This is a genomic window from Streptacidiphilus sp. MAP12-33 (genome assembly GCF_041261265.1).
In the GTDB taxonomy this organism is placed as follows: domain Bacteria; phylum Actinomycetota; class Actinomycetes; order Streptomycetales; family Streptomycetaceae; genus Streptacidiphilus.
In genome coordinates this window covers 59889-86024 of sequence record NZ_JBGCCA010000024.1, presented here as the reverse complement: position 1 = coordinate 86024, position 26136 = coordinate 59889, and the positions used below count along the sequence as shown (strand labels likewise).

Annotated in this window: 21 protein-coding genes and 1 riboswitch; of the genes, 8 read left to right on the top strand and 13 right to left on the bottom strand. The window is 74.9% G+C overall.

Annotation, left to right across the window (positions count from 1 at the left end):
- Positions 1-446 precede the first annotated feature (446 nt).
- Positions 447-5360, bottom strand: coding sequence for an alpha-(1->3)-arabinofuranosyltransferase family protein (locus ABH931_RS23425; RefSeq protein WP_370116472.1), 4914 nt, complete (start codon positions 5358-5360; stop codon positions 447-449).
- Positions 5361-5480: 120 nt separating this feature from the next.
- Between ABH931_RS23425 and ABH931_RS23420 the strand changes: the two genes are divergently transcribed.
- The gene (locus tag ABH931_RS23420; RefSeq protein WP_370116470.1) at positions 5481-5642 is read left to right on the top strand and encodes a hypothetical protein; all 162 of its coding nucleotides are present in this window, start codon (positions 5481-5483) and stop codon (positions 5640-5642) included.
- Here the strand turns inward: ABH931_RS23420 and ABH931_RS23415 are convergent.
- On the bottom strand, positions 5624-6616 hold the full coding sequence (locus ABH931_RS23415) for an alpha/beta fold hydrolase (RefSeq protein WP_370116467.1): 993 nt from the start codon (positions 6614-6616) through the stop codon (positions 5624-5626). The genes ABH931_RS23420 and ABH931_RS23415 overlap by 19 nt on opposite strands.
- Positions 6617-6738: 122 nt before the next feature.
- Positions 6739-8682, bottom strand: a complete 1944-nt coding sequence (locus ABH931_RS23410) for an MFS transporter (RefSeq protein ID WP_370116464.1) — start codon at positions 8680-8682, stop codon at positions 6739-6741.
- A 95-nt stretch (positions 8683-8777) separates the two neighbouring features.
- Between ABH931_RS23410 and ABH931_RS23405 the strand changes: the two genes are divergently transcribed.
- The 3 genes from ABH931_RS23405 to ABH931_RS23395 all read left to right on the top strand — a co-directional run bounded on the left by ABH931_RS23405 (position 8778) and on the right by ABH931_RS23395 (position 12415).
- Complete coding sequence (locus ABH931_RS23405) at positions 8778-9680, top strand: NAD-dependent protein deacetylase (protein ID WP_370116461.1); 903 nt, start codon at positions 8778-8780, stop codon at positions 9678-9680.
- A 59-nt stretch (positions 9681-9739) separates the two neighbouring features.
- On the top strand, positions 9740-11440 hold the full coding sequence (locus tag ABH931_RS23400; protein WP_370116459.1) for a DUF885 domain-containing protein: 1701 nt from the start codon (positions 9740-9742) through the stop codon (positions 11438-11440).
- A gap of 384 nt (positions 11441-11824) precedes the next feature.
- Entirely contained in the window at positions 11825-12415 is a 591-nt protein-coding gene (locus tag ABH931_RS23395; RefSeq protein WP_370116456.1) for an SSI family serine proteinase inhibitor, read from the top strand.
- Positions 12416-12577: 162 nt separating this feature from the next.
- Here ABH931_RS23395 and ABH931_RS23390 read toward each other — a convergent pair whose 3' ends face one another.
- The 3 genes from ABH931_RS23390 to ABH931_RS23380 all read right to left on the bottom strand — a co-directional run bounded on the left by ABH931_RS23390 (position 12578) and on the right by ABH931_RS23380 (position 17034).
- A complete protein-coding gene (locus ABH931_RS23390) occupies positions 12578-12874 on the bottom strand; it encodes a hypothetical protein (RefSeq protein ID WP_370116453.1) in 297 nt (98 codons plus the stop codon).
- 365 nt (positions 12875-13239) lie between these two features.
- Positions 13240-16281 (bottom strand): AAA family ATPase, encoded by a 3042-nt coding sequence (locus ABH931_RS23385; protein WP_370116450.1) that lies wholly within the window; start codon positions 16279-16281, stop codon positions 13240-13242.
- Between the two features lie 129 nt (positions 16282-16410).
- Positions 16411-17034 carry an ATP-binding protein gene (locus tag ABH931_RS23380; protein ID WP_370116447.1) on the bottom strand — a complete coding sequence of 208 codons (624 nt, stop codon included), beginning with the start codon at positions 17032-17034 and terminating at the stop codon, positions 16411-16413.
- Between the two features lie 2 nt (positions 17035-17036).
- Here ABH931_RS23380 and ABH931_RS23375 point away from each other — a divergent pair, with 2 nt between their 5' ends.
- Positions 17037-19436: an ATP-binding cassette domain-containing protein gene (locus ABH931_RS23375; protein WP_370116444.1), complete on the top strand. Its 2400-nt coding sequence runs from the start codon at positions 17037-17039 to the stop codon at positions 19434-19436.
- Between the two features lie 106 nt (positions 19437-19542).
- Here the strand turns inward: ABH931_RS23375 and ABH931_RS23370 are convergent, their stop codons facing one another.
- The 5 genes from ABH931_RS23370 to ABH931_RS23350 form a co-directional block, all read right to left on the bottom strand.
- Positions 19543-19746 carry a cold-shock protein gene (locus tag ABH931_RS23370; protein ID WP_370116442.1) on the bottom strand — a complete coding sequence of 68 codons (204 nt, stop codon included), beginning with the start codon at positions 19744-19746 and terminating at the stop codon, positions 19543-19545.
- 179 nt (positions 19747-19925) lie between these two features.
- Positions 19926-20729 carry a methyltransferase domain-containing protein gene (locus ABH931_RS23365; RefSeq protein ID WP_370116439.1) on the bottom strand — a complete coding sequence of 268 codons (804 nt, stop codon included), beginning with the start codon at positions 20727-20729 and terminating at the stop codon, positions 19926-19928.
- 23 nt (positions 20730-20752) lie between these two features.
- Positions 20753-20905, bottom strand: a complete 153-nt coding sequence (locus ABH931_RS23360; RefSeq protein ID WP_370116436.1) for a hypothetical protein — start codon at positions 20903-20905, stop codon at positions 20753-20755.
- A 32-nt stretch (positions 20906-20937) separates the two neighbouring features.
- Positions 20938-21023: riboswitch (ZMP/ZTP riboswitch) on the bottom strand.
- On the bottom strand, positions 21023-22222 hold the full coding sequence (locus ABH931_RS23355) for an MFS transporter (RefSeq protein WP_370116434.1): 1200 nt from the start codon (positions 22220-22222) through the stop codon (positions 21023-21025). Its footprint overlaps the riboswitch before it by 1 nt.
- 89 nt (positions 22223-22311) lie before the next feature.
- Positions 22312-22737, bottom strand: a complete 426-nt coding sequence (locus ABH931_RS23350; RefSeq protein ID WP_370116431.1) for a hypothetical protein — start codon at positions 22735-22737, stop codon at positions 22312-22314.
- Between the two features lie 112 nt (positions 22738-22849).
- Here ABH931_RS23350 and ABH931_RS23345 point away from each other — a divergent pair, with 112 nt between their 5' ends.
- Positions 22850-23086 (top strand): hypothetical protein, encoded by a 237-nt coding sequence (locus ABH931_RS23345; protein WP_370116428.1) that lies wholly within the window; start codon positions 22850-22852, stop codon positions 23084-23086.
- 29 nt (positions 23087-23115) lie between these two features.
- Here the strand turns inward: ABH931_RS23345 and ABH931_RS23340 are convergent, their stop codons facing one another.
- Complete coding sequence (locus ABH931_RS23340; RefSeq protein ID WP_370116425.1) at positions 23116-23676, bottom strand: helix-turn-helix domain-containing protein; 561 nt, start codon at positions 23674-23676, stop codon at positions 23116-23118.
- Positions 23677-23763: 87 nt separating this feature from the next.
- Between ABH931_RS23340 and ABH931_RS23335 the strand changes: the two genes are divergently transcribed.
- Positions 23764-24663, top strand: a complete 900-nt coding sequence (locus ABH931_RS23335) for an SDR family oxidoreductase (RefSeq protein WP_370116422.1) — start codon at positions 23764-23766, stop codon at positions 24661-24663.
- A 104-nt stretch (positions 24664-24767) separates the two neighbouring features.
- Here ABH931_RS23335 and ABH931_RS23330 read toward each other — a convergent pair whose 3' ends face one another.
- Positions 24768-25115: a hypothetical protein gene (locus tag ABH931_RS23330; RefSeq protein ID WP_370116419.1), complete on the bottom strand. Its 348-nt coding sequence runs from the start codon at positions 25113-25115 to the stop codon at positions 24768-24770.
- Positions 25116-25139: 24 nt separating this feature from the next.
- On the opposite strand from ABH931_RS23330, the gene ABH931_RS23325 reads away from it, so the two are divergent.
- Complete coding sequence (locus tag ABH931_RS23325; protein ID WP_370116417.1) at positions 25140-26132, top strand: magnesium transporter CorA family protein; 993 nt, start codon at positions 25140-25142, stop codon at positions 26130-26132.
- Positions 26133-26136 lie beyond the last annotated feature (4 nt).

Below are 26136 nucleotides of genomic sequence, written 5' to 3'. Positions count from 1 at the left end.
CACCCCGGCGCCGAGGCCGGCGAACGCGCAGACGGTCAGCACGGCGGCGGGGTGGTCGCCGCGCCCCACCGGGTCCAGGTGCGGGTCGTAGCTGAGCACGAGCAGGGTCGTGCTCAGCGCGAGCAGGACGAGCATGGCCACGTCCGCGCGGGCGGGTGCCTCCCGGTACACCAACGCCGAGACGGCGACGAGCACCGCCGGACCCACCGCGAGCAGCGGCTGCGCCACGGTGATCGGCAGCAGTCCCTGTGAGACCACCTGGAGCACCAGCCCCGCCAGCACGAGCGCGAAACCCGCGAGCCACGCCGGTCTGCCGAACAGCGAGCGGAACAACGCCACGGGGGCGCCCAGCCGCAGCGGCGGCAGCGCGCCCAGCGCCCGCTTCTCGATCAGCAGACCGACGTTGTAGCAGACGGCCGCGAGCACGGCGGCGGCGACGCCCAGGATCACGCGCCCGCCTCCCCGCCCACCGCGGGCGGACCGGACCGGTCCGCCGGCACGGCGTCGGACGGCTCGTCAGCCATGGGCGCGCCCGCGCCGTCCCGCTCCGCATGGGCCTCGGGGGCGCCCGGCTCCGCCGGGGACGTCCCCGTGTCGGGAGCCGGGGCGAACCGCTGGGTGGGGGTGTCCCCCTCAGGGAATGCCCCGCCGCCCTCGGCGACCGGCTGCGCCGGCGACGCAGCGGCCTCGGGGCCTTGGGCGAGCCGCGCGTCCGGGACCAGGGGCGAGGTCGCCTCCGCAGTGGCCGGAGCGCCCTTCACCGAGGACGAACCCGCGCCGGAAGGCGTGGCGAACCGCTGCGTGGGGGCGTCCGGCGTGGTGGACGAGGTCGCCTCCGGGGCGACCGGGCCGCCTTCGGCCGCGGACGTCTCCCCGCCGGGAGGCGTGGCGAACCGCTGCGTGGGGGCGTCCGGGGTCGTGGGCGAGGTTGCCTCGGGGGCGGTGGGCTGGTGGGGGATGTGGGAGAGGAGCCCCGTGGGGGCGACCACGGTCGGTGGGCCGGACGGGGACGAGGTGGGGGCCGGGGGTTGGTTCGGGGTGGAGGCGGACGGCTGGGGCTGCGCCGGGTCGGGAATCGGCCCGGACGGGCGGGCGGTGGCCCAGGGGGCGAGCGCGGCGGCGAGGGCGACCAGGGCGCAGGCCTGGGCCGCAGGGCCGAACGCGCCCTGGCCCGCCGTCAGGCCGCCCTCGACGGAGAGTGCGGCGATCACCCCCGCCGCCGTCATCGTCGCGATCGCGAGCGCCGGGCCCGCCGTGCGGGCGAGGGACGGGCGCCACCACCACAGGACGACCAGCACCAGCGCCGCGCCCGCCATCGGGCCGCCGACCAGCGCGAGGACGGCCACCGCGACCAGCGGCCCCGCGACCACGCCGAGGCCGGGGCGCGCCGCCACGGCGGCGGCGCGGCGGCCGGGCGCGCGGCGGGCCGCGACGTAGAGGGTGACCAGGACCAGGAGCAGCAGCACCGCGCCGAGCACGAGCGCGACCACGTACAGGATCTGCGGTGCGTAGGTGAGGTGCACGACGCCGCTCGCGCCGGCCGGGATCAGGAAGCCCTGCTGCCAGCCGTCGAGGGTGACGGCCTGAAGCGTCCGCCCGTTCAGCGTCGCGGACCAGCCGGGGGCGGCGTTCTCGTGGACCTCCAGGTAGGCCGCGGGTCCGGCCTCGACCCGCACGGAGCGGTCCTCCTGGCCCCAGCTCCACGCGTCGACCACCCGCGCGCTGGAGCCGGGGGCCGGCTCGCTGGCCGCGAGCGCCCCGTTCTGCTCGGTGCTCACGAGGGTGGCGTCGGTGATCGCGAGGGGCGAGCCCGGCGCGTCCCCGGGGGCGTCGAGGGTGTGGCCGGGGCCGGCGGGGAGGGAGACCTGGAAGTCGGCGGGACAGAGGGTGACCCCGATGGCCTGCTGGGAGAGCAGCGCGCCGAGCGTGCCGGAGGCGGTGGTCGGGTAGGTCCGGCCGTCGATGCTGAGCTGCGGGCCCTGGCCGCAGGGCAGGGTGAAGGGGGTGTTGGGGTCGGCCGGCTTCTGGGTGAGGTCGCTCAGGGCGGGGAAGACGGCCTTGGCCAGTCCGAGCGGCAGCGGCACCTGGGTGCCGGTGATCGGCTCGTAGCTGGTGACCCGCGCGACCTTCGGAAAGGTGACGGCGACCTGGTCCGTGGTCAGCGGCGCGAAGGTGACCTTGCCGTCGGCGCCCACGGACGCGTCGCGCTCGCCCGCAGGGCTGCTGAGGTGGACCGTCAGGGGCGCGGCGGAGAGGCCGCCCGCGGCCTGGAGGTCGAGCTCGGACAGTGTGCGCTCACCCTTCCAGGAGTAGCTGAGCTGCGCGGTCGTGCCCGGTTGGGCGATCCAGCCGTCGGCGCTGTCGGCCTGCACCAGGTTCGAGCCCTGGTACTGCGGGAGGTTGGCGATGGCGGGACTGGAGACGACGCTCAGCGGGCTCGTCGGCGTCAGGCTGCGGATCAGTCCGTCGAGCGCGGGGCCCGGGACGGGCACCGCGCCGAGCTGGACGCCGAAGCTGTCGGCCCGGTCGAGGGCGAACTGCCGGGCGAGGCCGGTCTCCGGGCTCTGCGGGCCGAGCAGGCCGGTCGCGGCGACGCTGCGGTGGAAGCTGAAGGAAACGCCGCCAGCGTCGCCCGTGGGCGCGTCGTGCGGGACGGCCAGGTAGCGGGTCACCTGGACGCCGGGAACGGCGACCTCGCTGACGCCGGCGCCGAGCCCACCGGGGACGGCGCCCGTCGCGGCGGCGATGGTGAGGGTGAGGCTGCGCGTCGGACCGGCCGGGACGGCGAGGTCCTGTGCCGAGCCGGTGGGGTTGAGGGCGTCGGTGACCGTGCCGCGGTCCGTACGGACCGTCAGCCGGCTGATCAGCGGGCGCAGCGGGCTGTCCGCGAGGAGCTGGAGGGAGACGGTGGCGGGCAGGTCCACGGCGCCGTCGAAGTCGATCCGCAGCCACTGGCCCACCGGGCTGCTCGGGCTGCCCTCGGTCCAGGCGGTCGCGGCGTCGCCGTCGAAGGCGTTGACGGGGTCGTACTGGGGTGACTGGAGCAGCCAAGACCCGTAGCTGGACGCGGTCACCGAGGCGGCGCCGGACAGCACGGCCGTGGTCTGGTGCCCCTTCAGGTCGAAGGGCATCTCCAGTTGGCGCGGGGCCTTGCCGCCGGAGCCGTCGGAGCGGTCGGCCGGGTTGGTGCCGTTCGCGGTGTAGGTGTAGGAGACGTTGTCGCGGATCAGGCCGAAGGAGGTGTCGGTGCGGCGCAGGCCGTCGGCCACGACCAGCGGGCTGCCGGCGGGGGCGGTGCCGCCCGTCGTGGCGCCCTGACCGCTGAGCACCACCGGGCGGCCGTCGGCGATGCCGCCGCCGGAGCCGTCCGAGGCACCGCTGAGCTGGAGCAGGCTCTCCGGTCCGCCGCTCAGGCGCAGCGTGCCGCCGGCCGGGAGGACGGTGAACGGCGTCTGCGGCTGGAGCTTGGTGGAGAACGCCTCGAAGATCTCGACGGACGGGTAGCCGTAGTCGAGGTCGAGGACCTGAAGCGGGGTGTCGCCGCGCACCGGGGTGGGCGGCACGATCGGGCCGAAGTGCGCGACCACCTGGAAGCCGGACGCCAGCAGGGTCTCCCGGTAGGCGGTGGGGTCGACGTAGTCGAACTGGCCCGGGGAGAGGTCGTGGCGCAGAACGACGAAGCGGATGCCGGCGCGCGCCAGGTAGGCGGCCAGCCCCGGCTGGTCGGTGCCGGTCGCCAGGGCCTGCTCGGCGGCGTCGAGGTAGCGCTGGACGCCCGCGCCGCCGTTCGGCACCAGGGTCCGCTCGGCCCAGGAGGACTGCGCGTAGGGCTGGAACGCGTCGTCGGTGGTGCTGCCCCAGGTGTAGTCGCCGTGCGAGGCGGCCGGCTCCAGCAGGGTGCGGCCGTTCCCGCCCATGTCGGCGACGTAGGAGGCGGTCTGCTTCCAGTAGTCGGGCACGGCCGTGAAGGAGTCGCTCTGGAGCGTGCGCGCCGTCAGGTACGGTACGGCGCAGCCGAGCAGGGCGGCGGTGAGCACGAAGGCGGTCACCGGGACCAGCAGGCGCCGGGCCGTGGCGCCGGTGGCCGCTCGGGCGGGCAGACGGCCCAGCAGGTGGGCGAGCCCGAGGACGAGCGGCAGGGCGAGCAGCGGCTGGAACTTGTAGACGCTGTGGAACGCCTCACCGGGTCCGCTGAGCAGGGACTGCAACTGGTTGTGCAGGGGGCCGCCGAGGGTGCCGCCGTAGACGGCCATGACGGCGACGGCGCCCAGCCCGAGGGTCCAGCGCAGCCAGCGTCCCTCGGGGACGTCGCGGCGGGCGAGGCCGCCGAGGCCGAGCGCGGCGAGGGCGGCGCTGCCGGCGACGGCCCAGCCGGTGGTGGCCAGCACCCACCCGGCGCTCAGGGCGGGCGTGCCGAAGTCGAGGTAGTCGAGCCAGTTGCCGGTGCCGCGCAGCGCCTCGGTGGCGGCCATGGTGGAGGCGGTGGTGTGCGGGGTCTCGATGTACGGGAGGAAGTCGAAGCCGTAGCGGCCGAGAAGCAGCAACGGCAGCCACCACCAGGCGGTGACCAGCAGCACGCCGAGCAGCCACCAGCCGAGCAGGCGCCGGGTGCGCACCGTCCACTGACGGGTCAGCAGGTACAGCAGCGGCGCGGGCAGGACGGCCAGCACGGAGACGGCGTTGACCCCGCCCATGCAGAGCACGACCAGGGCGGAGCGTCCGGCGCAGCGCAGCGCGGAGGCGTCCTGGCGGGTCCCGTCGACGAGCGGCACGATCACCCAGGGCAGCAGCGCCATCGGCAGGACCGCGGCCGAGGTGGAGCCGACGAGCGCGGTCAGGGTCGGCCACAGGGCGTAGGCGAGGGCGGCGAGCAGGCGCGGGGTGCGGGTGCCGAGGCCGAGTCGTTCGGCCAGTCGCACAGCGCCCCAGAACGCGGCGGCGACGATCAGCGACATCCACAGCCGCTCGGCGATCCAGGCCGGGATGCCGACGGCCTCGGCCAGGAAGTAGAACGGTCCCATCGGGAACGCGTAGCCGACGGCCTGGTCCTGAAGCCCGCCGAAGCCGCCCTGGGAGCTCCACAGGTCGCCGAGCTGGCCGAGGAAACGGCCGGGGGTGAGCACGACGTCGGCCTTGGTGTCGAAGACGATCCGGCCCGGGGCCTCCAGCAGCAGACCGACGAGAGCGAGCGCCCACACGCCGAGCAGCCAGCGGCCTCCCGCCCGCCCGTCGGCGCGCGGCCCGTGGAACCAGGCGCGCAGGCGCGGTCCGCGCGGTCCGCCGCCCCCGGGGGTGGTTGCCGCGCCCGCCGGGGCCACCGCGGTCGCCCGGGTCGAACTGCTCGCTTCAGCGGTAGTCACCGCATCCTCCTCGCCGTTGGCCCGTCGATCAGGGGCGGGCCCCTCTTGCAGTTCTGACGGACCGTCAATAGCCTCGAACAGCCCGGTTCACGGGCATGGTCGGCTCTGTGGGGTGGTGCTGTGTTCGCTCGATCGACCCTTCCGACACTCGGTGCACTGCTCGCCGTACTGCTCGCCGCCGCGGCGTTCTCCGCCGCTGCGGCCGCCGGCGAGGTCAAGCCGAACGCTCCGACGCCCCAGCAGCACCATGTGCCGCTGGTCGTCTACGGGCAGGCGTCGTAGTAGCGGGGCGACGGCAGGGGCCCCGGCGGCCCCGCCGCCGCCTCGCGCACGGTTTCGCACACCGCCGCGGCGATCGCGTCCGGGCGGTCCACCGGCATCAGGTGCAAGGTGCCCTCCACCTCGACGTGCCGCCCCAGCGGGCTCATCCGGGCCTGGGCCCCGTACACCTGCGGGGACGCGCCGACGCCCGACAACACGCGCAGCGGCACCTGCGGGAACCGCGCGCTCGCGCGCAGTTGCGCCAGCTCCGCGAGGAAGTCGCGGACCAGCACGCGTTCCACCAGCGCCTCGGTGAAGCAGTGGCCCGCGCCGTACGCGGAGCGGTAGGCGTCGCCGCGGTCGGCCTGGTCGCCGCGGCGCACGGACTGGGTCCGCATGCCCAGGCGCCGCACGGCGGGCGCCACGACCTGGCTCAGCCCGGCGCAGCGGACGGCGTGTCCGACGGCGCGGGCCGTCCGCACCCTGGACCGGCGGTGACCCAGCACCTCACCGGTCACGTTGGGCGCGTGGGCCTCCACCAGGACGACACCGGCGACGCGGTGCGGATACAGGCGGGCCAGCGCCTCGGCGTACAGGCCGCCGAGGGAGTGACCACAGACGACCACCGGCGCGCGCACGCCCACCGCGTCGAGCAGGGCGACGGTCCAGGCGGCGCGCAGCGCGAGACTGGGCACGCCCGGCGCGGGCTGACTGCGGCCGAGGCCGGGGCGGTCGGCGCGGAGCACGCGGAGCGGGCCGGGCACGGGCGCGACATCGGCTGCGACGTCGGGTGCGACGTCGGGTTCGGGCAGCAGTTCGGCGACGACAGGGTCCCAGCCGAGCCAGGAGCCGCCGAGGCCGGACTCCAGCAGCACGACCGGATCCTGGGGTCCGCGCTCCGCGCCGCCCTCGTCGACGAGGTGCACGGCCCGGCCCCAGACCGCCACGAACCGTCCTGGCGGCCGACGCGGCGGGAGCAGCGGCAGTGGCAGCACGAGTTCCTCCCTGGACTGTCCCGGATGGCCACGGAACGGGGTGCCCCGATGGGCCATGGAAGCGTCGCAGGGAAGCTGACGGACTGTCAATAACCGTGTGCAAGCAGGAATATCACGTGGTTTCAGTGTGGACGGGCGGGCCGGCAGGGGGTCCCCCTGGGCCAGCTGTAGGGCGCGGTCACCCGGTAGGTCCCGGGCTCGGCGAGGCGCAGCAGCGTCCAGTCCCCGTCGCGCTCCAGGCAGGCCGGGCCCGGGCCGGTGACGGCGAGCCAGGGCGACCACGGCACCCGCAGCCGCACGGTCCCGGCCGGGGCCGGGACGGCCACCCGCACCTCGGCCGCGTCGGCGGTGACCGCGTGGGCGGGCGCGGCGACGAGCGGTTCGGGGTCGGTGACCGCGTAGACCCGCCAGCTCCCCGTCTGCCACACCAGGCGCAGCCAGGGCGGCCGCGCGAGGATCACCGCGACCTCGGCGCGGGCCGCCTCGTCCGGCGGGGCGGAGGCGAGGACGACGTAGTGCACGGCCCAGGTGCGCAGCCAGCCGTGGTAGCGGGCGGGGGTGAGCGCGTCGTCGTAGAACAGCGGGTTGCGCAGCATGTCCAGCTGACGGTTCCAGCCGCGCGCGAGCTCGACGGTGTCGACCAGACCCCACGCCTCCCAGTGGTTGACCATCGGCACGGCCTCGACGCGCGCCTGCTCGGCGCCGAGCCGGTGCAGTTCCACGGTGAGCGCCGCGGTGTCGCCCGCAGCGGGCGTCGCGGGCGGCAGCCCGACGAGGTCGGCGGCGACGAGCCAGTACGCGGTGGCCGCGAACGCGAGCACGAGCGCGCCCATCCGCACACGCTGCCGCGCCGCGCGGAGGTCCCGGGGGTCGCGCGGGGCACGGGGGTCGCGCGGGTCGCGAGGGTCGCGCGGGTCGCGGGGAGCGCTGACAGGCCGGGCGGCGCAGGCCGCGACGCCACCCGCGCCCGGCACGAGGGGAGGATGGAACGCGGAGCTCCAGGCCCCTGGGGTGGTCAGGGCAGCGAGAAGGGGCACGGTGGTGAGGACGAGGGCCAGGCGGCCGATGTTGCCGCCGATCGGGGTGTCCATCAGGCAGGTGCCGAGGGCGCCGAGGGCGTAGGCGAGCGCGGCGAGGCGCAGGGTGCGCCAGCGGCGCGGCACCAGAAGCGCGACCGCGACCGTGCAGGCGACGGTCGCGACCACGGTGGCCGCACTGAACGGGTCCACGCCGTAGGAGGGGAACAGCAGCGCCGCACCAGCGACGATCAGCACCGGCGGCACAGCGAGCGCCGCGCCCGCACGGTACTGCCGCCGCAACAGCAGCGCGGCCGCCCCCACCTCGAGGAACAGCCCCGCCAACGGGCTGGCCGCCGTCGCCATCCCTGCGGCCACGGCCACGCCGAGCACACGCCCGAGGCTCACGTCCGCCCGGCCGCTGCGCACTTCGCGCTCAGCGTGGGCGCCTCGGTGGACGCGACCGGCCGACTCGTGGAGACCGTCGCGACTGTCACGGGCCCGGCGACCAGGCCGGCGGAACCACCCGACACAGCCGCCCCGGCCTGCGCAGCCGACCCTCTCGTCGCGCCCGTCAGGGTCCGCGCGTCCCCGCCGGTCGCTGCTCCCGGCGGGGACTGCGAGGACCAGCGCCAGGAGAGCGAAAGCGAGGCCCGCCGCGAAGGAGACGCGCCCCGCCGCCACGTTGCACCACAGCGCGAACGCGCCCCACGTCGACACCAGCCAGGGCCGTCCGACGCCGCAGCGTGCGACGAGGACGGCCAGCAGGGCCGCGCCGGACACCAGTGAGGCCACCGCGACCGCCCGGACGCCGACCGCGGCCATCAGCAGCGGCGTGGCGAGGCTGTACGCGGCGGGGTAGGCGCCGCCGTACCAGGCGAGGTCGTCCGCGCTGCCTGGGTGGTGGGCCACGAACCGGGCCCAGGCGACCTGCGCCGCCAGGTCACCGCCCGCGTCGGCCAGAAAGAGCACCCACACCCCGCCGAGCACCACCGCAAGGCCGGTGGCAGGCAGCACCCCGGGCCCCCACGCCCGCACGCGCTCCGCCACCCATCGCACCCGAAGCACAGCCCATGCTGACACGCGGACCCCGGTCCACCCGGGCATCGGCGCCGTTCGTCGGCGCGGCGCCGTACCCTGCACGCATGCGGACGCGACCGACCCTGAGCTGGACCCCGGGCGACCGGGCGCTCCCGGAACCCGGCGACAGCGTGGATCCGGTGGAGCGGGTACTGCGGGACGGGCGGGTGCTGGTGCTCAGCGGCGCCGGGCTGTCGACCGAGTCCGGCATCCCGGACTACCGCGGGGAGGGCGGCACGCTGCGCCGCCACACGCCGATGACCTACCAGGACTTCGTCGGCGGCGAGGACGCCCGGCGCCGGTACTGGGCGCGCAGCCACCTGGGGTGGCGCAGCATCGGCGCGGCGCGGCCCAACGCCGGTCACCTCGCCGTGGCGGCGCTGGCGCGGCACGGCTGCGTCACCGGTGTGATCACCCAGAACGTCGACGGCCTGCACCAGGCCGCGGGCTCGCGCGGGGTCGTCGAGCTGCACGGCAGCCTCGCCCGCGTCGTCTGCCTGTCCTGCGGCGCCACCGGCGCCCGCGCGGAGCTGGACCGGCGGCTTCGGCTGGCCAACCCCGAGTTCGCGGCGACCGCGATCCGGATCAACCCCGACGGCGACGCCGACCTGCCGGACGCGCTGGTGCGCACCTTCCGAACGGTCCCCTGCGCGGCCTGCGGCGACGGCACGCTCAAGCCCGACGTGGTCTTCTTCGGCGAGAACGTGCCGCGCGCCCGCGTCGACGCGTGCTACCGCCTGGTCGACGAGGCGGCGGCGCTGCTCGTGCTCGGTTCGTCGTTGACGGTGCTGTCCGGGCTTCGGTTCGTCCGCCACGCGGCCCGGGCCGGCACCCCGGTGTTCGTGATCAACCGGGGTGTCACCCGGGGCGACGAGCACGCGGCGCTCCGGGTGGACCTGCCGCTCGGCGAGGCGCTGACGGAGCTCGCCCGCCGCCTGGGGGCGCCGCTCGGCGCGCCCGAGGGCTGACAGGTACGCTGCGAGAATTTTCCGGGACAGCGGGGTGCCGCGTCGGCCAGGATGATCGAATGCCCGACGAACTGAGCACCCGACCGACCACACCCCGCCGCCTGGCCGACGACCACGTCGACCGCGTCGCCGCCGTCGACCCCGGCGTCGCCACCTGGCTCGGCCTGGACCCGAGCAACGACCGGCTGCCCGACCTCACCCCGCAGGGCCTGGACACGCTGGCCGACGTCTCCCGGGACACGCTGCGCCGGCTCGACGCCCTGGAGGAGTCCGGCGACCCGGCCGAGCAGAGCTGTGCGCGGTTGCTGCGCGAGCGGCTGACGGCCGAGCTGCGCTGGCACGACACGGGCGAGGAGTTCCGCGCGGTGCGGAACCTGCACGCCCCCGTGCACGGGCTGCGCAGCCTCCTCACCATGATGCCGACGGCCACAGACGAGGACTGGGCGCCGGTCCTCGGGCGGCTGCGCCGTCTCCCCGAGACGCTGGCGGGCCACCGGGCCACGCTGGCCGAAGGTGTCCGGCGGGGCTTGTTCGCCGCGCCGCGTCAGGCCGAGGTGCTCGCCGCGCAGCTGACGCAGTGGACCGGCGAGGAGAAGACGGGCGGGCCAGGCTGGTTCGCCGACTTCGTCGCGCCCGCGCCGGAGGCGTTGCGCCCGGAGCTGGAGGCCGCCGCCCGCGAGGCGACCACCGCGGTGGCCTCTTTCCGCGACTGGGTGCGCGCCGACTACGCACCGGCCGCGAAGGGCACCCCGGACGCGGTGGGCCGCGAACGCTACCTGGTGGCCGCCCGCCGGTTCACCGGCGCGGACCTGGACCTGGACGAGGCCTACGACTGGGCCTGGGAGGAGTTCCACCGGGTCTGGGCCGACATGGGCGCGGAGGCGCGACGGGTGCTGCCGGGCGCGGGGGTCCAGGAGGCGCGCGAGCATCTCAACCTGCACGGCCACACCGTGCAGGGCGCCGAGGAGATGCGGGCGTGGTTGCAGCAGCTCGTCGAGGAGGCGATCGAGGCCCTCGACGGCACCCACTTCGACATCGAGGGCCCGCTGCGCCGGGTCGAGACCCGGATCGCCCCGGCCGGGACCGCCGCCGCGCCCTACTACAGCGGCCCGAGCCTGGACTTCAGCCGCCCCGGCCGCACCTACCTGCCGCTCGCGAACGGCGACGCCGAGGGCCGGTTCCACACCTGGCAGCTGGTCAGCACCTGGTACCACGAGGGCGTTCCCGGCCACCACCTTCAGCTCGCCTCGTGGACGGCGGCGGCCGAGCAGCTGTCGCGCTACCAGGTGACGCTCGGCAAGGTCAGTGCGAACGTCGAGGGCTGGGCCCTGTACGCGGAGCGGCTGATGGACGAGCTGGGCTTCCTGGCCGACCCCGGCCGCCGCCTCGGCTACCTGGGCAAGCAGATGATGCGCATCGTGCGGGTGATCATCGACATCGGCATGCACCTGGAGTACACGATCCCGTCCCACTCCCCCTTCCACCCCGGCGAGCGGTGGACCCCGGCTCTGGCCACGGACTTCCTCGACGCGTACGTCGGGTTGCCGCCGGCGTCGCGGGACAGCGAGATCGTCCGTTACCTCGGGCTCCCGGGGCAGGCCATCGGCTACAAGCTCGGGGAACGCGCCTGGCTGGCGGGCCGCGACGCCGCACGGTCCCGGCTCGGGGCGCGGTTCGACCTGAAGGCGTGGCACATGGCCGCCATCCGCCAGGGTTCCCTGGGACTGGACGACCTGACGGAGAACCTGGCCGCGCTCTGACGCGTCGCCCGGGAGAGGCGCGGGCAGGTGGGTCGAGGCCCCGGCCGTCCCCCCACGGTCGGGGCCTCGTGGCTCAAAATGAGTGACCCGGGGGTTGATGCTGGCAGGCCCGGGAGGGGGCCAGTACCACCGCTCGGTGGTACTGGCCCCACCGACCAGCGGATTCGCGGGGGGCCGCGAGGACGGCCCGGGCGGCACGGACGGGGTCACGAGGGCGGGTGTCGGCCACGCGCCGGTCGTTGGCCGGTGGCCGGGCGACAGGGGTCGCCCGGCGGGGCTGCCCGCCCTGCCGCGGCGGCATCGGGCCCGGTCCGACGGCCCTGACGCGGCGTCCCCCACGCGAGTGACCTGGGCCGGCACCCGTGGCTGCGGCCACGGAGGGCGGTGGCCAGCGACAATCGCGCCGAGTGGCACGGTCCGGCGGGCGGCTCGATCGGGTCGGCGTCGCCGCGCGCCGGCGCCGCGCTGTGGCAGGGTCCTGGCACGGAACGTCCCGACCGATCGATCGGTCACGGAGCCAGCCCGGAGGACACCATGCGCCCACTCCCGCGTCGTACCGCCGCCTTCACCCTCGCCGCCGTCGCGGCGCTGCTCGCCGGGGCCGCACCCCGGGCCGCCGCCGACCCCGTGGCGCCCGGGGCGTCGAGCACGGCGCCCGGTCCGTCGGTGCTGGTCATGACCGTGGGCGCCGGCACCGCGGTCGACCCCGGGCCCAGCCGGAGCACCGTCCTCACCTGCGACGACGACACCCCCGGCGGCGACCACCCCTCCCCCGCCGAGAGCTGCGCCGCGCTGCGGTCCGACGGCCTGGACTTCACGTCCCGCCCCACGCTCCAGGTGATGTGCCCCGACCTCTACCAGCCGGTGACGGTCACGGCGATGGGCGTGTGGGAGGGCGACCCCGTCGACTACCGGCGCACCTACCCCAACCCCTGCCAGCTGCGCCGCGCGACCAGCGTGCTGTTCGCGTTCTGAGGCGGTGGGCGGCCCCCGCTCACGGGGGGAGAGCGGGGGCCTGCGTCCATGGTGACGCACCGGTCCGGCGGGCCGGTACCGCCGCCCGGCGGTCTGCGCACCGTCGACTGTCGGGTCCCGGACCGTCCGTCGGACTGCACGTCACCAGTGGCCGATGCAGCGTCAGGTGCCGCCCAGCACACGGGCGAAGGCGTACCAGCACAGCATCGCCGTGTCGACCGCGGCGATGCCCACCGCGACCAGCGCGGCCGCGATCGCGAGGCGGGCCCAGGTCTGGGAGCGGCGGGCTCGGTGACCCGCCATCATGACGGCGGCCAGGACGAGGAGCAGTCCGACCGTGCCCGCGAGGGCGTGCCAGCCGAGAGCCGTGCCGTGGGCGCGGGACAGGTGCAGTCCCGCGAACGCGGTGAACAGGGCCGCACCGACGAGTCCCGCCACCGGGAGGGCCTCGACCGGCACCTTCGGCAGGCCGGGCGGCAAGGCTGACGGCGGTTCAGTCGCCGGCGGCGGCGCTACGGCCCGCGCTCGCACGGGCGGCATGGCGGCGGTCACGCGGCACCACCACGGGGCGCGGTCACGGGCCTGGCCGCGAGGGACCCGGATATGCGGGCCGAGCAGTGCTTGCGCATGGTGGTGCTCCCGTCGGTCCCCGCGGGCCACTCCCGCACGTCCGGCCACCTCATGCTCACCCCGGGACCGGGCCGCGCGCCTTCCGAAGGCGTCCGTACGGGTGCGCGCAACACCCGATCCGCGCGGCGGGCCGGGCGGACCAGGACTCAGGCCGAACAGTCGACGGGATCAGCCACTCGCTCGTTCCCCGGCTCTCAAGCGTCGGCAAGCGCCTTGCGGGTGGTGCCGAGCTTCTTCAGGACGCTGGCGACGTGCTGCTCGACGGTACGGGGTGACAGGAAGAGCGCCTCGGCGATGTCCTGGTTGGTGGCGCCGGTGGCGAGGAGTTCGGCGACCTGGCGCTCGCGCGGGGAGAGCTCGCCGCCGTAGCCGCGGCGGCCGCGTGGGGATGGGTGGGCGCCGATGCCGAGGTCGCGCAGGGTCTGCTGGCAGCGTGCGGCGTCGGCGGTGGCGCCGAGGCGGGTGTAGGTCTCCAGGGCGGCGGTGAGCCGCGCCGCGGCGTCCTGCGCGCGGTCGGCCCCGAGCGCGGCCCCGCCACGCTCGGCCGCGCGGGCGGCCTCGTACGGGCGTCCGACCTGCTGCCAGATCCGGCGGGCCTCGTCGAAGTGAGCGACCGCCGCCTCGGCGGGGGCCGCGACGGGAGCCGACGTGCCGTCCGGAGCGACTGCCAGGGCCAGGAGGCCCCGGGCGAAGGCAAGTTCGGCGCGCGCCGCAGGGGCGTCGCGGGCGGCGAGGGCGGCGGTGGCCGCGGCCACGAGCGCGGAGGCGGCGGGCTGCTGGCCGGCACCGAGCGCCGCCTCGACCGCGACCGCGACCAGGTTGGTCGCGCGCGCCCAGGCGAGCGCCTCGTGCAACTGCTCCACCGCCGGGGCGGCGATCGCCCACGCGTCGCGCGGTGCGTGCTGGACGAGACGCAGTTCCGCCAGCGCCGCCGCCGCGCGCAGCGCCGTCGTCACCTGGAAGGCCTTTTCCCCGGAGGCCGCCGCTGCGGTGAACTGCTCCAGTGCACGGGCCCGTTGGCCACGAGCGGCGGCCAGCGTGCCGAAGACCAGAGCCTGTTCCTCGCCGAACATGGCGATCTCCGGGAACTCCGCGCCCAGCGCGGCGAACCGCTCCTCCAGCCCGTCCCAACGGCCGGCCAGGCCCTCCAGCCGCAGCAGCGCGATGCGGCTGTAGCACTCCAGGTGCGGGATCCAGGCCCGGTGCGCCAACTCCCGGCTCTCCGCGAGGAGTGCGGCGGCGCGTTGGTCGTGGCCGAGCTCCACGCACAGTTCGCCGACGTTGTAGAGGGCGCGGGTGGTCTGCCGCAGGATCTCGACGTCCGCGGCCTCGCGCGGCAGGAGGTCGAGCTGCGTCCACACGTCCGGGCTGCCGTCGCGGGCCATCATGGTGAGGCGTGTCGCCCGCGCCGCCGCCTTGACCGCCTGGTCGTCCCCGTCCGCCACCGTGTGTTCGGCCCGCTCCAGCCACGCCTCGCCGCGGGCGGTCCCCCCGTCACGCTCGAACATGGCCAGGGCGAGCATGGCTCGGGCAGCACGCTCGGGGCGCGTGGCCAGCAGTTCGTCGACGCTGCGTTCGAGCTCGCGGTAGCCGCTGCGGTCGCCCGCGTGGTTGACCATGAGCAACCCGAGCGCGAGCCGGATCTCGCCGCGGACGGGGGCGGGCAGGCGCGGGTCCGCCAGGATCCGGCGCAGGACGGCGGCGTTGCGCGTGTGGTCGGCGCCGTTGACCGCGATCCGCGCGAGCGCGAGGGCTGCGCGCGAGCGGGGATCGCCCTCGGCGGGCGGCGCGGGCCCAGGGGTGGGTCGGCCGTGGCCGGACTGCTCGGGGGCGGGCTGTCCCAGGCCGGGTTGCTCAAGGCCGGGCTGCTCCAAGCTGGGCTGTTCCAAACTGGGCTGTTCCAAGATTTGGTGCAGCAGCCCGGCCGCCGTGCCCGCGTCGCCCAGCGTGATCGACCGTTCCACCGCCTGTTCGGCGCGGAGCAGCCAGGCCTGCCGGTCGCCGGTGGCCAGCGTGTGGTGGGCGATCTGGACCAGGGGCGCGGGCGACTGCCGTTCCAGCTCCTCGATCGCGCGCCGGTGCAGGCGGGTGCGGTGCGGTCCCGGGATGTGCGCGTAGGCGACCTGCTGGGCCAGGACATGGCGGAAGACGTAGTGCGCGCCCACGGTACTCCCGGGTCCGGTCTCGTCCAGGACGGCGGCCTGCAGCGCCTCGACGAGCCCCCGCGCGCCCTCCTCGGGGTCCAGCCCCGCGAGCCGGGTCAGCAGCGCCTCCGGCGCCGGGACGGCGAGCACGGCGGCCGCGTCGACGATCGCCGCGCCCGCCGCACTGAGCGCGGCCAACCGCTCCGTGACCGCCTCGCGCAGCCCGCGTGGCACGCCCGCGCGCTCCAGCTCCGCCCGGGGGTCGCCGCCCGACGGTTGCCGCCGGTGTTCGCGCAGCGTCAGCAGGTCCTCCTCGGCAACGAGGGGCAGTCCTTCGCTCCGGTCGTACAACAGTGTTCCCAGCTCGGCGCTCGCCTGGCCGCCGAGGGCGGCCACGGCCAGCTCCTGGACGTCGTCGCGGGTGAGCGGGGCCAGCCGGATCACCGTGCCGTTCGTGCCCGGTGGCCTGCGGTAGGCCGCGCCCAGGACGGCGGCGTCGGGCGGCAGGTCCTCGCCGCGGTAGCTGAGCACCAGGCCGAGCCGGTCGGGCAGGTCACGCGCGAGCAGGAGCAGCAGTTCGCGGGTGGCCTCGTCGGCCCAGTGCAGGTCCTCGACGACGAGGGCGGCGGGGCCGAGCGCGGTGAGGAACGAGTGCACGGCCTGGACCAGCTGGTGCCGCCGGGCCTGGGCGCCCTCCGGCAGCGGCGGGGGAGAGGGCAGCCGGCCGGCCAGGTCCGGCAGGAGCGGGGCCAGGGCGCCCGCGATCGGCGGGAGCCCGTCGGCAGGCAGCCACCGGCCCGCCCGGCGCAGCGCGTCGACGACGGGCCCGTACGGGCTGGGCTCGCGCAGGGGGTGGCAGAGGCCGGTGAGGACCGGGCGTCCCTCGGCGGCGAGACGGGAGGTGGCTTCGTGCAGCAGACGTGACTTGCCGATCCCGGCCTCGCCCTCGACCAGCACGACGGCGGGCGGGTGGCGGGCGGCCGCGAGCAGCAACCCCAGCTCCCGTTCCCGCCCGACGAACGCGAACCCGCCGCCGCCGCTTCCGCCGCTCGCGGCGCCCGGGTCTGGCACACGGTCCGGCACACGTGCCACGCGATCACCTTCCCTGCCTGCCCACGCTAGATCCGTCCGGACGACGCGGCAAACGCCGGGACGGCGGGCCTACGGGGCAGGGCCAGGACCGGGACGGCGGGCCGCGCAGGCGCGGCGGCCCCGGCGGGATCAGGCAGGCAGCGGGAGGAGGAGTTCCGCGGTGACCGTGGTGCCGTGGGGGGAGGCGTGGACGGTGCAGGTGGTCGCGTAGGTCTGGACCAGGAGGAGGCCACGGCCGCCGCAGGGGGTGTCGTCGTCCGGCGGCGAGATGCGGGGGCGCCAGTGGCCGGAGTCGGAGACCTGGACGGTGAGGGCGCCCGCCGCAGCGCACAGGCGGAGGGTGACGTCGGGCCCGCCACTGTGGCGGACGCGTTGGTGACGAGCTCGGTCACGATCAGCCCCAGCGCCTCCCCGGTCTCCTCCGGCAGCCGCCAGCGCCGCACCGTGGACAGGGCGAGGCGGCGCAGCGCGGGCACGGACGCGGTGATCGCGGGGAGGACGCAGGCGGTGGAGGCCCGTCGGCGATCCCCGCGGCAGGTGCGGCCGGGGGGCGCGGCGGTGATGGTCTCCATGCGGGGCTCCTGTGCTGGGGGACGTGGGCCTCTGTCCTCCACGGTCACCGACCGCCCTCGCGCGAACAATACGGGTCGCCCAACGTACGGGTACGTATTCAAAGCTCCCGGAGCCTGTCGGTCGGCGCGGATACGATCGGTCTGGCTGCCGGGCGGGTGCCCGCCCAACGGAGGGAGACACCGATGAGCAAGGCCAAGGGATCGGACGCCGTACGTGCGGGCGGTGAGGCACACGACGTGATCCGTGTGCACGGCGCGCGCGAGAACAACCTCAAGGACGTGGACGTCGAGATCCCCAAGCGGCAGCTGACCGTGTTCACGGGTGTGTCCGGCTCGGGCAAGAGCTCGCTGGTGTTCGACACGATCGCCGCGGAGTCGCAGCGGCTGATCAACGAGACGTACAGCACCTTCGTCCAGGGCTTCATGCCTTCACTGGCCCGGCCCGAGGTCGACGTGCTGGAGGGCCTGACCACCGCGATCATCGTGGACCAGCAGCGGATGGGCGCGGACCCGCGCTCGACCGTCGGCACGGCCACGGACGCCAACGCGCTGCTGCGCATCCTGTTCAGCCGCCTCGGCACGCCGCACATCGGCTCGCCCAAGGCGTTCTCCTTCAACGTGCCCTCGATCAGCGGCGCGGGCGCGGTGACGCTGGAGCGCGGCGGCAAGACGGTCAAGGAGCGGCGCAGCTTCAGCATCCAGGGCGGGATGTGCCCGCGCTGCGAGGGGCGTGGCTCGGTCTCCGACATCGACCTCACGGAGGTCTACGACGAGTCGAAGTCGCTGAACGAGGGCGCGATCAAGGTTCCGGGCTACTCCGTGGACGCCCACTGGACGACGAAGATCTTCATCGAGTCGGGCTTCCTGGACCCGGACAAGCCGATCCGCAAGTACACCAAGAAGGAGCTGGCGGACTTCCTGTACAAGGAGCCGACGAAGGTCAAGATCAGCGGGATCAACCTCACCTACGAGGGCCTGATCCCCAAGATCCAGAAGTCGATGCTCTCCAAGGACCGGGACGCGCTGCAGCCGCACATCCGCGCCTTCGTGGACCGCGCGGTCACCTTCGCCACCTGCCCGGAGTGCGCCGGCACCCGGCTCGCCGGGCCGGCCCGCTCCTCCCGGATCAAGGGCATCCACCTCGGCGAGGCCTGCGCCATGCAGATCAGCGACCTCGCGGACTGGGTCCGCGCGCTGGACGAGCCGAGCGTCGCGCCGCTGCTGTCCTCGCTGCAGCAGAACCTCGACTCGTTCGTGGAGATCGGCCTCGGCTACCTCTCGCTCGACCGCCCCTCCGGCACGCTTTCGGGCGGCGAGGCCCAGCGGGTGAAGATGATCCGCCACCTCGGCTCGGCCCTGACCGACGTCACCTACGTCTTCGACGAGCCGACCATCGGTCTGCACCCGCACGACATCCAGCGCATGAACGGCCTGCTGCGGCGGCTGCGGGACAAGGGCAACACGGTGCTGGTCGTCGAGCACAAGCCGGAGGCGATCGCGATCGCGGACCATGTCGTCGACCTCGGGCCCGGCGCGGGCTCGGCGGGCGGCTCGGTCTGCTTCGAGGGCACGGTGGAGGGCCTGCGGGCCAGCGGCACGATCACCGGGCGGCACCTGGACGACCGGGCGCGTCTGAAGGAGTCCGTCCGCACGCCGGAGGGCTCGCTGCCGATCCGGGGCGCGAGTGCGAACAACCTGCGCGAGGTCGACGTCGACATCCCGCTCGGCGTGCTCGTGGTGGTGACGGGCGTCGCGGGCTCGGGCAAGAGCTCGCTGCTGCACGGCTCCCTGCCGAAGCTGCCCGTGGCGGCGGAGGCGGGCGTCGTCTCCATCGACCAGGCCGCGATCCGCGGCTCGCGCCGCAGCAACCCGGCGACGTACTCCGGCCTGCTGGACCCGATCCGCAAGGCGTTCGCGAAGGCGAACGGCGTCAAGCCCGCCCTGTTCAGTGCGAACTCGGAGGGCGCCTGCCCGGGCTGCAACGGCGCGGGCGTCGTCTACACCGAGCTGACGGTGATGGCCACGGTGGCGAGCACCTGCGAGGAGTGCGACGGCAAGCGCTTCGACGCGTCCGTGCTGGAGTACCGGCTCGGCGGGCGGGACATCAGCGAGGTGCTGGCGATGCCGGTCAGCGAGGCGCTGGAGTTCTTCGCCGAGGGCGAGGCGCGGACCCCTGCCGCGCACACGATCCTGGGTCGCCTGGCCGACGTCGGGCTGGGCTACCTGACGCTCGGCCAGCCGCTGACGACGCTGTCGGGCGGCGAGCGGCAGCGGCTGAAGCTCGCCACGCAGATGGCCGAGAAGGGCGGCGTCTACGTCCTGGACGAGCCGACGACGGGTCTGCACCTGGCGGACGTCGAGCAGTTGCTCGGCCTGCTGGACCGCATCGTCGACGCGGGCAAGTCGGTGATCGTCATCGAGCACCACCAAGCGGTCATGGCTCACGCCGACTGGATCATCGACCTCGGCCCCGGCGCCGGCCACGACGGCGGCCGGGTCGTCTTCGAGGGCACCCCCGCCGACCTCGTCGCCGCCCGCTCCACACTCACCGGCCGGCACCTGGCCGACTACGTGGGGGCCTGACGCCACCGCGGAAAGGCCCGGGCCGTGAGCCGGCCGGGACACACGACGGCCGCACCCCGCCTGCCCGTGGGCAGGCGGGGCGCGGCGCCGCAGCTGACGGCGTACGTCAGCCGCGGACGACGTTCGCGGCCTGCGGGCCCTTCGGGCCCTGCTCGACGTCGAAGGTGACGCTCTCGCCCTCGGCGAGCTCGCGGTAGCCGGTCGTCTGGATCGCGGAGTAGTGGACGAACACGTCCGCGCCGCCGCCGGACTGCTCGATGAAGCCGAAGCCCTTCTCCGCGTTGAACCACTTCACAGTGCCCTGAGCCATGCTGGTACTCCCTGCAAGGGATCGCGGGGCACCCACATGCCGGGTACCCCTGGGTGTGATCGCCCTGGGTCCTCGGATCTGCGGTGAAGCAACTTCGGAACAGCGCGTTCGAGGAGCACCGTAGTGGTCGAGTGATCATATGGCTACAGGGTGTCCAGGAAACGCTGCTCGAATCGCCGTCAGACGCTCGTCGCCCAGGCGAGGACGGAGCGGTGGAGGGTGGCGTGGAAGGCGCCTGTCGTGGACAGGTGCAGCTGTTCTGCCAGCAGCGCGTCCGCGCGGGGGCGGGTGAGGCGGCCGTCCGCGCAGGCGCGGGACGCCGCGCGGTCGAGGGAGATGATGTTGGCGAGATCCTCCACGGAGCGGTAGGTGACGAGTTCGGTCTCGATGCGGACGTCGGCGAAGCCCGCCTGGGTCAACAGGCGGCGCAGGTGACGGCCCACGTCGCGATGGGCGATGTCGGCGCCGACCGCGTCGGCGAGGGCGCGGGCCGCGCCGGTGTCGGTGGCGGCCAGAGCGAAGGAGGCCCAGTCGGGCTCCAGGATCGCGATCGCCCCGCCCGGGCGGAGCGTGCGGTGGGCCTCGCGCAGCACGGCCACCGGGTCCGGCACGTGCTGGAGGACGCGTTCGATGCGGCAGCCGTCGAACGTGCCGTCGGCGAAGGGCAGTCGCGCGCCGTCCGCGACCGCGAGTCGGGCCGGGCAACCGTCGGTGGCGAGCCGTTCGCGCCCCGCGCGGACCATGGCGGCGCTGAAGTCCACGCCCACGGCGTGGAATCCGTCGCGTTCGAGCTGGGCGAGCTCGTGCCCGGTCCCACAGCCGAGGTCCAGGACCCGGCCGCCCGAACGGGCGGCGAAGCCCGCCCGCAGTGTGTCCTTCGGCCCGCGCAGGCCGCGGTCCGCGTGGTCGAGGTAGCGGGCGAGCTCGGCGGCACGGCCGCTGGCATCGACGTCCGAGAAGGCGTTCACGGTCGTGGTCTGCATGGAGTCTCCTCGGCTTGTCGTGGTCATCGGCGGCACAGTCGCTGGACGTCGGCCTCGGGAGCCTCGTCGGGGGTGAGCGACAGGGCCTCGGTCTCGGTCTCGGTGGGGGCAGCGGTCCCGGGGGCGGTCTCGGGGGCGGTGTCCGGGTGGTGCGGGAACGCGTGGTGCGGGTTCATCGCATGGCCTCTCATCAGCGGATCGGTGCTGACGGAAGCGCCCAGGCGGTCGACGCTCGCATCGGGACTGCGGCCGCTCCCCGGTGGTGGCCCACCTTCGCCAGTCGCGGCAGTCGATCACTGTAGGGGAGCCTCCGTGCTCGTGGGGGTCAGCGCCGGAAAGAGGGCACCGAGCATGATCGCGGCGGTGGCCGCGAAGGCCCACGGGTAGCCCGTGAGGCCCGCGAGCCGTCCGAAGCCGAGGGCACCCACGCCCATGCCGGCGTCGTAGGCGAAGTTCCACATCGCGCTGACGGTGCCGTAGTCGGCCGCGGAAACGCGGGAGTACATCAGCGTCAGCGTCGCGTTCTGGGCGATGCCGAAGCCGGTGCCGAAGAGCAGAACGGCGAGCACGACCAGGACCGGCATGCCGGTCGCCGCCATCAGGAGCGTGCCGCCGCACGCGAGCAGCAGTCCGGGCAGGACGAGCCGGGCCGGACCGTGGCGGTCGCCGTGCCGTCCGGCGAGCCAGCGGGCGGCGGTGGTCGCGGCGGGCTGGACGAACAGCGCCACCGTCACCAGACCGGTCCCGGCGGCGGGCACCGCGAGCGGCAGGAAGGTGACGGCCACTCCGGCCGCGAGCGCGGTGGCCGAGAAGACCAGTGCCGGGCGGGCGAGCCGGCCCGTGCGCAGGGCCTGGGCGAGGCCGATGCCCTGCGCCGAGCGTGCCCCGATCCGGTCCGGGAGCCCGGGCACGGAGAGGACGGCGGCGAGCGGCGTCGCGCCCGCGATCAGGGCGACCGTGGTGCAGCCGGCGTGGGCGGCCAGCCAGACCCCGAGCGGGAGCGCCAGGAGCGAGGGCACACCGCCGACGACGCCGACGAGCGCGAGCCCCTCCCCCCGGCGCTCCGCGGGGACCAGGGCCGCCGTCAGCGCGCCGCCCGCCACGACGGTGAAGGCGAAGCCCACGCCGCGCAGCAGACAGACGGTGACGGTCCACCACAGCGCCGTCGAGGCGGTGAGCACCAGCGCGGGCGCACCGAGCAGCACCAGCCCGGCCGCGAGGACCGTCCGGTAGCCGAGCCGGCGGACGAGCGCGGGCGTGGCGAGCTCCCCCGCGACGCTCGCGAGCATCAGCGCGGCGGTGGCCAGTCCTGCCGCTCCTCTCCCGCCTCCGGGGCCGCTGTGGGCGGCGGCATAGCCGGGGACGACGGACAGCAGCAGGTAGAAGCTGGTCGAGGCACCGAGCAGGGAGACGAAGCGGAACAGGAGCGGCCGCGTCACGATCCGGGGGTGCGGCGCGTGGACAGGCGGGGCCGTGTCGACGGTTTCGGTCACAGGGAGACGCTAGGGGACCACCGGACCCCCGGTAAGGTCCGGTTCCGTGCCTGTCGAGTGGTCCAGTTGCGTGCGCGAGGCACGTGCGATCAGCGCGGGATGCGCAGCGGTGCGCGTTCTGCCGCACTGAACGACCGGTACAGCGGGAACGCCGTGGCGAGGACGAAGAGCCCGAACAACGTCATCGGCGTGATACCGACGACCCCCACGTAGTCGAGCGGGTGGCGCACGATCCCGTCCCAGTTCTCGCCCCAGTTCGCCGCCAGGTCGGCCGCCATGACGGCGGCGCCGAGCACGGGCCCCGCGGGGCGCGCCAGGACCGTCCACGCGACCGCGAGCGGGTCGAACAGGAGGAGGGACTGGGCGAGGACCTGGTCGGGCACGGTCCAGCCCCGGAAGGCGTGGACGCCACCGACGATCGCGTCGTACGCATGGACGCCGGTCCCCTCGAGAAAGCCGACGACGTACACCACTGCCACCCACCGCGCCCAGCGCGGCTGCGTCCCCCATCGCATGGCTGCCAATCTACGCCCGCGTGCCGGAGCCGATCCCCCGACGGCCGGACGCGTGGCAGCGGCCGCGGTGGCGCGGATGCGATCACGGCGGTGTCGTCGCAGGCTGGGGCACATGACCGAGCCAGCAGCTTCCGGTGTGCCGCACCATTGGCCGCCTGTGGTCGTCCACCACGTCGTCGAGGCCAGTCCGCCGTTCCGGCACGTGGACATCCTCGGCACGCAGGTGGGCAAGGCGCACAACGTGCGGGACGTCGTCGAGTTCTGCCGGCGCGCGGGCCTTGGCGAGGTCGACCTGGACGCGGAGGACACGGTGCAGTGGATCGGCGGGGGCCCCGAGGTGTGGGAGTGACGCCCTCGACGCGAGGGCGGGCCGTGCGTTCAGCTGAGGGCGCGCAGGGCTGACGCGGCGTCGGCGACGCAGTCGGCGAAGGGTGGAGCGGGTTCCGGGGCGGTCACCCACCGCCCGAAGGCGACGTGGAAGACCGAGACGGCGCTGTGCGCGGCGAGGGCGGCCGTGGGGTCGGCGACGCCGCGTGCCCGGAGAGCGTCGGCGGTGGCGTCCACCATGGCCGCGAGCTTGAGGAGTTCGCGCTCGTGCAGGGCCGGGGTGGCGGCCACGATGCGGGAGCGGCGGACGGCGTGCTCGCGCAGTTCCGCGAGGAGGGTGCCGCCCGCGGCCATGCCCGCGAGGGCGGCGTCGAGCGCGGGCACGGCCGCGGGCGCGGCGAGGATCGTGTCGGTGACGGTGTGGGTGAGGGTTCCTGACCCGTCGAAGAGGACCTCGCGCTTGTCGGCGAAGTGCCGGAAGAAGGTGCGCTCGGTGACGCCCGCGCGGGCGGCGATGTCGCCCGCGGTGGTCGCGTCGAACCCACGTTCGGCGAAGAGCTCCATGGCGGCGGCGATCATCCGCCCCCGTGCATCCGGCTTCCAGCGACTCATGGCATCGGATTCTACTGATGACAGTGACTGACATAAAGTGCTAGCGTTGATGTCAGCCACTGACATACCCAGGGAAGGGCACCCGCCATGCGTGTCTTCATCACCGGCGCCTCCGGCTGGATCGGCTCCGCCGTCACCGACGAACTGCTCGCCCACGGCCACCAGGTCGTCGGCCTGGCCCGCTCCGACGGCTCCGCCGCCGCGCTCACGGCCAAGGGCGCGGAGGTCCACCGCGGCAGCCTGGACGACCCCGACGGCCTGGCCGAGGCGGCCAAGGCCGCCGACGCCGTGATCCACCTCGCGTTCATCCACGACTTCACCGACTACGCAGCGGCCGGCCGCACCGAGCACGTGGCGGTCCAGCGGATGCTGGACGCCCTGGAGGGCAGCGACCGTCCGTTCCTGCTCGCCTCCGGGCTCGCGTCCGCGGTCCCCGGGCGACCGCTCACCGAGGAGGACCCCTCGCCGTTCCACGGCGCGGACTCGATGCGCGGCGGCAGCGAGAACCTCGCCCTCTCCTATGCGGAGCGCGGGGTCCGCGCGGTCGCGCTGCGCTTCGCCCCCACCGTCCACGGCGTCGGCGACCACGGCTTCACGGCCCAGCTGACCCGCATCGCCCGGCAGCACGGCGCGGCCGCCTACATCGGCGACGGCAGCAGCCACTGGGCGGCCGTGCACCGCACGGACGCCGCGCGGCTGGTCAGGCTCGCCCTGGAGCAGTCTCCGGCCGGCTCGCGGGTGCACGCGGCGGCCGAGAGCGGCATCCCCTCGCGCGACATCGCCGCGGCGATCGGCGCGCAGCTGGGCCTGCCGACCGTATCGGTCGCGGCCGAGGAGGCCGGGGCGCACTTCGGCTGGATCGGCCACTTCTTCGGCATGGACATCGTCGCGTCCAGTGAGCGGACGCGCGAGCTGCTGGGGTGGGAGCCGACCGGCCCGACCCTGCTGGAGGACATCGCAGCGGGGGCGTACACCCTGCCGGAGTGACGGCCCGCGACGGGGGCGCCGCCGCCGCGCGGTGCCGGCGCGGCTCCGCGTGCCAGCGGCTCGGCGTGCCAGCGGCTCGGCGTGCGAGCCGCCCCCCGCGAGGCTCAGGCCGGGCGGCGTCCGCGCGGGGCTCGGGCCGGGCAGTCGGCGTCCGCGCGGGCCGGGTGCGGCGCGTGGTCCGGCGGCGGGGTCGGGGACGGTTCGGGGCGGGCGCCGGTGCGGGTCGCGCCGATGCCGGCGGTGACGACCAGGGCGGTGCCCTGCGCCGGGCCCGGGCCCGGAATCCGGTGCAGCACGACGGCGCCGACCAGCAGCGCGATCGCGGGTTCGAGGCTCATCAGGGTCCCGAAGGCCGAGGCCGTGAGGCGCCGCAGCGTCAGGAACTCCAGGGCGAACGGCACCAGCGGGCTGAGCAGCCCGGGGGGCGGCGCGGGACCGGGGACGGAGGGCATTCGGCCAGCCGCTATTGTGGCGCGATGGCCGAAACCGCTCGCTCCGCCCGGACCCGTCTCTACCGCGACGGGAAGCTCGAACTCGAGGGCTTCCCCGTGCCGGAGATATCCGACCACCTCGCCGAACCCGGCACCCTGGTGTGGCTGGACCTGTGTGCGCCGTCCCCCAAGGACTTCGAGACCATCACCGAGGAGTTCGGCCTCCATGAGCTCGCGGTCGAGGACGCCCGCCACGAGCACCAGCGCCCCAAGCTGGACCGCTACCGCGACCACTGCTTCCTCAGCATGTACGCGGTCTGCGCCCACCAGGGCGGCGAGGAGCTCAGCGTCAGCGAACTGTCGGTGTTCGTCACCGACAAGGCTCTGATCACCATCCGTCCCGACGACCGCTTCGACATGGACGAGGTCGTCGCCCGCTGGGACGACGGTGCCGCGCTGGCCGAGAACGGCGTCGGCTACCTCCTCCACGGCCTGCTCGACCAGGTCGTCGACGGGCACTTCCGCGCGGTCCAGGAGATGGACGACCGGATCGAGGAGATCGAGGAGGGCCTGTTCGACGGCAGCGCCGGCTCGACCGAGGACATCCAGCGGGCGACCTTCGCCCTGCGCAAGAACCTCGTCCGGCTGCGCCGGATCGTGCTGCCGATGCGCGAGATGGTCAACACGCTGATGCGCCGCGACCTGCGGATCGTCTGCGACCCGATGATGCCGTACTACCAGGACGTCTACGACCACGTGCTGCGGGTCACGGAGTGGACGGAGTCGCTGCGCGACATGGTCGGCTCGATCATGGAGACGAACCTGACCATCCAGGGCAACCGGATGAACATGATCATGAAGAAGGTGACGAGCTGGGCCTCGATCGTCGCCGTGCCGACCGCCGTCACCGGCTTCTACGGGCAGAACGTGCCGTACCCCGGCTTCGGCACGGAGTGGGGCTTCCTCGTCTCCACCGGGGTGACCGTCGCTCTGTCGGTCGGGCTGTACCTCGGATTCAAGCGCCGCGACTGGATCTGACCGC